The organism is Flavobacterium bizetiae (assembly GCF_902804475.1).
Classification (GTDB): Bacteria; Bacteroidota; Bacteroidia; order Flavobacteriales; family Flavobacteriaceae; genus Flavobacterium; species Flavobacterium bizetiae.
In genome coordinates this window covers 1-6,866 of record NZ_CADCSU010000197.1, presented here as the reverse complement: position 1 = coordinate 6,866, position 6,866 = coordinate 1, and the positions used below count along the sequence as shown (strand labels likewise).

General features: G+C 31.4%; 8 protein-coding genes. 5 read left to right on the top strand and 3 right to left on the bottom strand.

Translation table 11 applies throughout. From position 1 onward, the window contains the following. The first annotated feature begins 412 nt into the window (after positions 1–412). The 5 genes from FLACOL7796_RS23540 to FLACOL7796_RS23520 are packed head-to-tail and all read left to right on the top strand — an operon-like array spanning position 413 to position 4,176. Positions 413–1,003, top strand: a complete 591-nt coding sequence (locus FLACOL7796_RS23540) for a hypothetical protein (protein WP_173973209.1) — start codon at positions 413–415, stop codon at positions 1,001–1,003. A 4-nt stretch (positions 1,004–1,007) separates the two neighbouring features. Continuing rightward, the gene (locus FLACOL7796_RS23535; RefSeq protein WP_173973208.1) at positions 1,008–1,835 is read left to right on the top strand and encodes a penicillin-binding protein activator LpoB; all 828 of its coding nucleotides are present in this window, start codon (positions 1,008–1,010) and stop codon (positions 1,833–1,835) included. A gap of 6 nt (positions 1,836–1,841) precedes the next feature. Further along, positions 1,842–2,312 (top strand): hypothetical protein, encoded by a 471-nt coding sequence (locus tag FLACOL7796_RS23530; RefSeq protein ID WP_173973207.1) that lies wholly within the window; start codon positions 1,842–1,844, stop codon positions 2,310–2,312. A 10-nt stretch (positions 2,313–2,322) separates the two neighbouring features. Continuing rightward, on the top strand, positions 2,323–3,228 hold the full coding sequence (locus FLACOL7796_RS23525; protein WP_232067440.1) for a DUF6175 family protein: 906 nt from the start codon (positions 2,323–2,325) through the stop codon (positions 3,226–3,228). A 6-nt stretch (positions 3,229–3,234) separates the two neighbouring features. Further along, a complete protein-coding gene (locus tag FLACOL7796_RS23520; protein ID WP_173973206.1) occupies positions 3,235–4,176 on the top strand; it encodes a hypothetical protein in 942 nt (313 codons plus the stop codon). 98 nt (positions 4,177–4,274) lie between these two features. Here the strand turns inward: FLACOL7796_RS23520 and FLACOL7796_RS23515 are convergent, their stop codons facing one another. The 3 genes from FLACOL7796_RS23515 to FLACOL7796_RS23505 form a co-directional block, all read right to left on the bottom strand. Then, positions 4,275–4,661 (bottom strand): secretion protein, encoded by a 387-nt coding sequence (locus FLACOL7796_RS23515; protein ID WP_173973205.1) that lies wholly within the window; start codon positions 4,659–4,661, stop codon positions 4,275–4,277. A 375-nt stretch (positions 4,662–5,036) separates the two neighbouring features. Next, positions 5,037–5,444: a T9SS type A sorting domain-containing protein gene (locus FLACOL7796_RS23510; protein ID WP_173973204.1), complete on the bottom strand. Its 408-nt coding sequence runs from the start codon at positions 5,442–5,444 to the stop codon at positions 5,037–5,039. Between the two features lie 872 nt (positions 5,445–6,316). Next, positions 6,317–6,736 (bottom strand): secretion protein, encoded by a 420-nt coding sequence (locus FLACOL7796_RS23505; protein WP_173973203.1) that lies wholly within the window; start codon positions 6,734–6,736, stop codon positions 6,317–6,319. Between the last annotated feature and the right edge of the window lie 130 nt (positions 6,737–6,866).

Here is a 6,866-nt window from a genome sequence, read left to right as displayed (position 1 = left end):
AAATAGAACCATTTTTTCTCTTGCTTTTATACATTCAAAAATAAAATTGACTTTTTTTTATTTTTTTTATAAAACTTGATACTCAGAATATCTTTTGAAATTACAAATCAAGTGGTATTAAATTTCAGTCTATTCAGTTTTTACAAGCTTGTAATCAGGTAGTTGTTTAAATATTTGTCTCTCTTAATGATATGTCTCATTTAACAAAAAATTTCTTTAGGATAAGTTTTATTAAAATGAATCAGAAGAAATATGATTTAAAATAGTTTGAATGTGGAAACCCGTAATATGTTTCCAAAGATTACAATTATTTTAGCGCAAGAAAGGTGGAGTTCAGAAACCACTTAAATAAACGGGGAGTTACTGAAAATCCTAAAGAGTAAGAATTCAAAAACAAAAAAATCCACCAATTATGTTTACAAAATTATTTTTCAAAACGGCTCTTTGCCTTGGTTTAATTTTAGTAATGCAACAAAACTGTTTAGCTCAGGCAAAAACAAAAGACGAATTAAAAGCAGAACGTGAAGTTTTGAAATCAGAAATGAAATCTAAAGATGCTGAAGAGCGTAAAGCTAAACTAGAGAAATTAAGTGCTCCTAAAACTTCGGGTATTTCAAGTGTTGATGGCCTTGCATCAAACTCAACTGAAATGCTAACTTCAACAAAAGAAATTAACGTATTAGTTCCTGAAATGTACAAAAGAACAGTTGGAGAATCTGTTGATGGCGTTGCTGACGTAACGGTAAAAAAACCAACTTTAGACGAACTTAATGCTTTAGGATTAAATATATCAAAACAAATAAAAACAGTTTCAGATGCATCAGCAACTGTTGCTACTGCTTCAACAGACTTAAAAAGTGCAGGAATGATGCAAGCGCCTAAAGGAGCAAAATCATTGAGCTATTCTAAAGATGTTTTGGCTTTAGTTTTACCTGAATTAAACTTAAACTTAAAAGTGGTAAATAATCTTATTTCTACTTTAAAATCATCAGGAAACTACTAAATATATGAGAAATTTTAATTTTCTTTTATTACTGTTTATGAATAGCCTTATAGGCTATTCACAAGCGGTAGAAAAACCAGTTATAGGTGTGAGCCAATTTACTTCTGAAGTTAATTCTAAATATTCAGGAGCAGTTGCAGAAAAAGTGGTTCAGATCGTTACAAATTCAAGACGTTTTACGGTTGTCGACAGAACAAGTTATGCAAAAGTGAAAGATGAATTGGAATTACAAAAATCTGAAGCTTTTCTTGATAGTAAAAATACTGTAAAGCAAGACGCTACATTAGCAGCCGAAAATTTGATTATAGGCAATATATTGAAGATGAGCGTTTACGCCATGAAAAATACAGACGGAAGCGTAAATGGTTATAAATCAAGTGTTGCTTTTACTCTAAAAGTAAACGAAGTAGAATCAGGAAGAACAACAGAAGCCGAAAGCTTTCAGACCGAAGTTAGTCCGCTAATGTTATCACCTGAAAGTGCTGTAAACGAAGCTTTAAAATCTATAGAGCCTAAATTGAGCGCGTATTTCATTAAAACCTTTCCATTAACGACTAAGATCAGTAAAATCCTTACTACAAAAAAAGAATCAGCAGCTACTGTTTTAATTGGCGGTGGTAAAGAATTTGGATTTAAAGAAGGTGATAAATTAATCGTTGAAAAAAACGAATTAATTGACGGTAAGCCTTATCCGTCGCAAATTGGAGAACTAAAAGTGGTGAAAATTGCCGGAAGTGATTTCTCTGAATGCACTGTTTCTGACGGTGGAAAAGAAATTTTAGCAAGATTTAATGCTGCCGAAAAACTAACGTGTAAACTAATCGTAAAATAACACAATATGTTGCTACAAAAAAGAATAGGTGCTTTAATTATTCTGGTTTTACTTTCGGTAAATTACAGCTTTGGTCAAAAAAAGCTTCAAACACCCCAGGTTAATTATGTTTCAGGAAATGCAGGAACCATTACTATGCGAGCAATTGGTAGTGGCAAAAAGCAACAGGATGCTATTAGCGAAGCCGAAAAAAATGCGATCAATGTATTGCTTTTTAGAGGTCTTCCTGAATCAGAGCAAAAAAGCGCTTTAATTGGAAGTAATGAATCAGCGGAAATCGAAAAGCACAAAGAATATTTTGATCAGTTCTATGCTCAAAAAAGATATAAAACTTTCATTATGTCGAGTATTCCTGTGGGAGATTTTGCCAAACAAAATGGTGGTGCAAAGAGTCAGACTTTAGATGTTAAAGTGAATCTGATTGCATTGCGTACAGATCTTGAACAAAACAACATAATCCGCAAGTTTGGATTTTAAAATAAAATTTATGAAATATAAATGTATACATTACATTGTTTTATTTGTAACGTTCTGCGTTACAAATTTTGCATTTAGTCAAAACGCTGCAACAAATAGCGGCGGACAAGTTGCGACAGTTCAGCCTAAGATAATGGTAATTCCTTACACAAGAGAAGGAGAAGATTTGCGAACTGTTCTGGAAGAAGATCCAAATAAAAGAATTGCAATAACCAAAATCAAAGAAGGTTTTGACAGCAGAGGTTTTACAACTGTAGACTTTATCGCAAAATTAAAAGCAGCAAAAGACAATCATGTTTTTACTTCGGATAATCAAACTGATATAAAAGCTCAAATTGTTCAAATGTCCGGAGCTGATGTTTATGTGCAGGCAGAAGTTATCATCGATCAGTCGGGTTCAGGAAATTCAGTAAAACTAATTTTGACAGGTTACGAAGCTTCAACCGGAAATTCATTAGCCAATAAAGTGGGAGAAAGCGGAAGATTTTATACTGAAGATTACAACAAATTAGCTTCGAAAGCTGTTGAAAGTTGTATTCAGGATTTCTTAAATGTAATGCAGGCAAAATTTACAGATATCGTAAACAATGGTAAATCTGTAATTGTTGATATTAGTTTTGATGCAGGTTCTCAGCATAATATGACTTCAGAAATTGGTTCAGATGGTTTACCATTATCAGACCAGATCGAAGCCTGGATGGAAAAAAATGCTTTTAAAAACAATTACCACATTCAGGGAACTACAGATTTAAAAATGATTCTTGATGATGTCAAAATTCCATTAAAAGATCAGGCAACGGGTAATAATTATAACCCAAATAAATTTGCTCTTGAACTTTTTAAATTCTTTAAAGGATTAGGTTTACAACCGGCAAAAGATATTAAAAGCAGTACTATTTACATCACAATCAAATAAATAGAGATGAAAAATATTTTAGTTTTATTAATGCTCTCGTTTTTTTCATTGTTATCCAGAGCACAGGCAAGTAAAGATATCGGGAAAATTTCTCTATCTGTAATTGTTCCTGAATACATGGAGGATCTAACAGACTCTCAGCTTTCTAAATTAGATACAAAAATATCTCAGATCATTACTGCTTCAGGTTTATCAGATTCTGGTTATAGCAATAATTTTGTTATTTATCCAAAATTTGCGATCAATGAAACCAGCGTTGTCGAAGGCGGAATGCAGAATATAACAGTTGTTAATATCGAATTGAGCTTGTTTGTAAAACAAGTAGACAGTAATATTTTGTTTTCGACAATTAGTAAAGCAATAAAAGGCAGCGGAAGCAGTAAAGAATTGGCAATTACAAATGCAATTACCAAAATCGCAACAAACGATCCGGCCTACAAAAAATTTATTGATGAAAGTAAAGCGAAGATTTTTAAGTATTATGAAACAAAATGCGCAGATCTTATTAAGAAATCTGACGGATATGTAAAAATGCAGCAATACGAAGAAGCCTTAGGTTTGCTAATGTCGATTCCTGATGCTGTAAGTTGCTATAGCCAGGTTCAGGTAAAAGCAATTGAAGCCTACAAAGGATATCAGAAAAAAAATTGTGCTAAACAAATGCAATTGGCCAGAACCACAATTGCAACAAACGATTATGTTGAAGCATTGAATATTTTATCTGAAATTGATCCTTCTTCGCCTTGTTTTAAAGAATCGCAGACTATTGCAAAAACTGTAGAAACAAAAGTAAATGCAGAAGTGAAAAAGCAATGGGATTTTCAGATGAAACAATACAACGACGAAGTAAGTCTTGAAAAGCAACGAGTAAACGCTATAAAAGATATTGCAGTTTCGTATTATAAAAGTCAAACATCAGATATTAATTATACAGTAATTGTAAAATAAAAGATCTGTAATTGATTCAATTTATTTTTTATAAAATAAGATAACAAAAAAAAGCATCAGCCGCGGCCGATGCTTTTCGTTTTTCAAGTAAAAAACAATTAACGACGGAAACCAGGACTTTCGTTTACTGATTCGTCAAGCTTAATAGTTTTTGATTTTTTAGCAGAAACAGCAATTTCGTGTTTCGCAACTTTACCGTTTTCGTTTACTTCTAAGATATAAGTTCCGGCAGGAAATGCCTCTAAACTTAAAGTTTTCGAAATCTCTAATTTATTTGTAGCAGATTCTCCTGTGTACACTAAATTATGGTTTTCGTCATAAATAGAAAAAACTGATTTCTCAACGTTGTTCAAAGTAAAGCTAATTACTTTTCCGTTTCCGGTTTTTATATTCAAAATATAATCCCCTTTTCCATCAATTGCGTAAGTAAAGATTGTTGTTAAAAATACGGCAACAACTAAGCCCATTTTGGTAAAATTTGTCATGTTTTTTTTAAATTGTTAATTACTGTTTGTGGAACGCTCAAAACTACAAATTGAAATTTAATTTTATGCAAAAAAATCACTTTTTTATATGTGTAAATTGCTGAATTAAAGATGTTTCTGTGTTTTAACTGAACTATGTACGTAATTACTGGGCTCTTGGATGTTTTTTAATTCAGATATTTTAATAGTGTAGAAATCACAGCTTTATATTTATTAAGAATAGTTTTCTAAAAATGAGGGCACAAAAAAATCGAAGTAAAAATTAGACATAAAAAAACAGCTCAATAACCACAAAGAGCTGTTTTAAAAACGGTTACCGTTTTAAATTTTACTAACTATCTAACCTCACTTTTATACTTTTAAGTATAACTTTTTTTAGCGTATTGCTACGCTTGTATTTTTAGCAGAAGAACCTGCTTTGTAAACTGATGAAATTGCTTTTTTTGATAATACAGTTGTGTCATCAGTTATTGTAATTTCATGTCTCACTTTTTTTACATTATCTTCAACTTCTAAGAAGTAAGTTCCGGCAGGAAATTCTTCTAAGCTAAAAGTTCTCAAAATTCCATCTTTACCTGAAGCACTTTCAGAATAAATTAAAGTACCCTCATTATCATAGATTGACAAATGAGCTTTTTTTACCTGATTAAGAGCAAACGTAATTAGTTTTCCATTATTTTTTAATACGTGAAGATTAAAATCTTCATTCCCGTCAATTGCATAAGTACTCATTCCTGTAAAAAGCACCGCACATACTAAACTTAATTTTAAAATCTTTTTCATGGTATTTGTTTTTAAATTAATAGTTCTAATTCTCTGATGCTAAATTAGTTCGGATATCTATTTTTTTTCACAACTCTATTTTCCAATTTCGATGCTGTATTCTCATTTACGAAACCGTTATAGGTTAATTTTTGAATTATTTTAATCGTTTTTGTTAATTCGTCTACTATTTTTTAATGTTTTATTTAAAATAAGATAATATTAGTTAATCTAACTTTCTTACAAAAGTTTTGTGGAGTAGTGCTGAGATGGTATACGGATAACACTAATTCAGTAAAGCGAAAACACAGATAAAAACGGATATTTTTTGAACTCATTTTTTTCAGGAGCTAATCCCGCTATCCGTTCCAATCTTTTGTGGCGAACGCCGCCACAAAAGGATTTCCACTTCTATCGGGGCTAGGGCATTCGGTTTCATAATAAAGTTATGAGTATTCAACTCTCGACTGTCATCCTGAGCGGAGTCGAAAGCGCGCCAATTAGAACGTGGGGGGCTTCGACTCCGCTCAGCCTGACAACAAGAAAAAGAAAAAAAGAAAAATCCTTGTGAACTTTGTTTTTTTGAGCGCAATTCCAGATAAAACTCTTAGTGTCGGTTTAAATCTCATTGTGAAGTAGATTATTTTACCGCAAAGATTTAATTTTTCAAAAAAACACAAAGTTCGTAAAGCTTCGTATTGAATCAGCTTTGCGAACTTTGTATTTTTTAAATTAGTAAAAATAAACTTTGTGTCTTTGTGGCAAATCTTAAAAAAATAAGGCACAAAAAAAACAGCTCAATAACCACAAAGAGCTGTTTCAAAACAATCATGTTTTTAACTTTACTAACTATCTAACCTCATTTTTATACTTTATGAGAAGTATAAACTTTTTTAGCGTACTGCTACGCTTGAATTTTGAGCAATTGTATTTGCTTTATATGATGACGAAACTGCTTTTGAAGACAATACAGATGTATCATCAGTAATTGTAATTTCGTGTCTTACTTTTTTAACGCTATCTTCAACTTCTAAGAAGTAAGTTCCTGTTGGAAGTTCTTCTAAACTAAAAGTTCTTAAAATTCCTTCTTTACCAAAAGCACTTTCAGTATATATTAAAGTATTGCTTTTATCATAAATACTAATGTTTGCTTTTTTAACCTGGTTTAGAGCAAAGGTGATTAGCTTTCCATTAGCCTTTAATACGTGAAGGTTAAAATCAGCTGCACCATTATCATTTCCATCAATTGCATAAGTACTCATTCCTGTAAAAAGTACTGCACATACTATACTTAATTTTAAAATCTTTTTCATATCTCTTAAGTTTAAATTATTGCTTCTAATTTTCTGATGCTAAATTACTCCGGTGATTGCTTTTTTATCACAACTGTATTTTCCAATTTATGTGCTGTATTCTCATTTACGAAACCGTTATAGGTTAATT

Coding starts and splice junctions, on each gene's coding strand:
- FLACOL7796_RS23525 (WP_232067440.1), top strand. CDS start 2,323: ATGAAATATAAATGTATACATTACATTGTTTTATTTGTAACGTTCTGC.
- FLACOL7796_RS23510 (WP_173973204.1), bottom strand. CDS start 5,444: ATGAAAAAGATTTTAAAATTAAGTTTAGTATGTGCGGTGCTTTTTACA.
- FLACOL7796_RS23535 (WP_173973208.1), top strand. CDS start 1,008: ATGAGAAATTTTAATTTTCTTTTATTACTGTTTATGAATAGCCTTATA.
- FLACOL7796_RS23515 (WP_173973205.1), bottom strand. CDS start 4,661: ATGACAAATTTTACCAAAATGGGCTTAGTTGTTGCCGTATTTTTAACA.
- FLACOL7796_RS23540 (WP_173973209.1), top strand. CDS start 413: ATGTTTACAAAATTATTTTTCAAAACGGCTCTTTGCCTTGGTTTAATT.
- FLACOL7796_RS23505 (WP_173973203.1), bottom strand. CDS start 6,736: ATGAAAAAGATTTTAAAATTAAGTATAGTATGTGCAGTACTTTTTACA.
- FLACOL7796_RS23520 (WP_173973206.1), top strand. CDS start 3,235: ATGAAAAATATTTTAGTTTTATTAATGCTCTCGTTTTTTTCATTGTTA.
- FLACOL7796_RS23530 (WP_173973207.1), top strand. CDS start 1,842: ATGTTGCTACAAAAAAGAATAGGTGCTTTAATTATTCTGGTTTTACTT.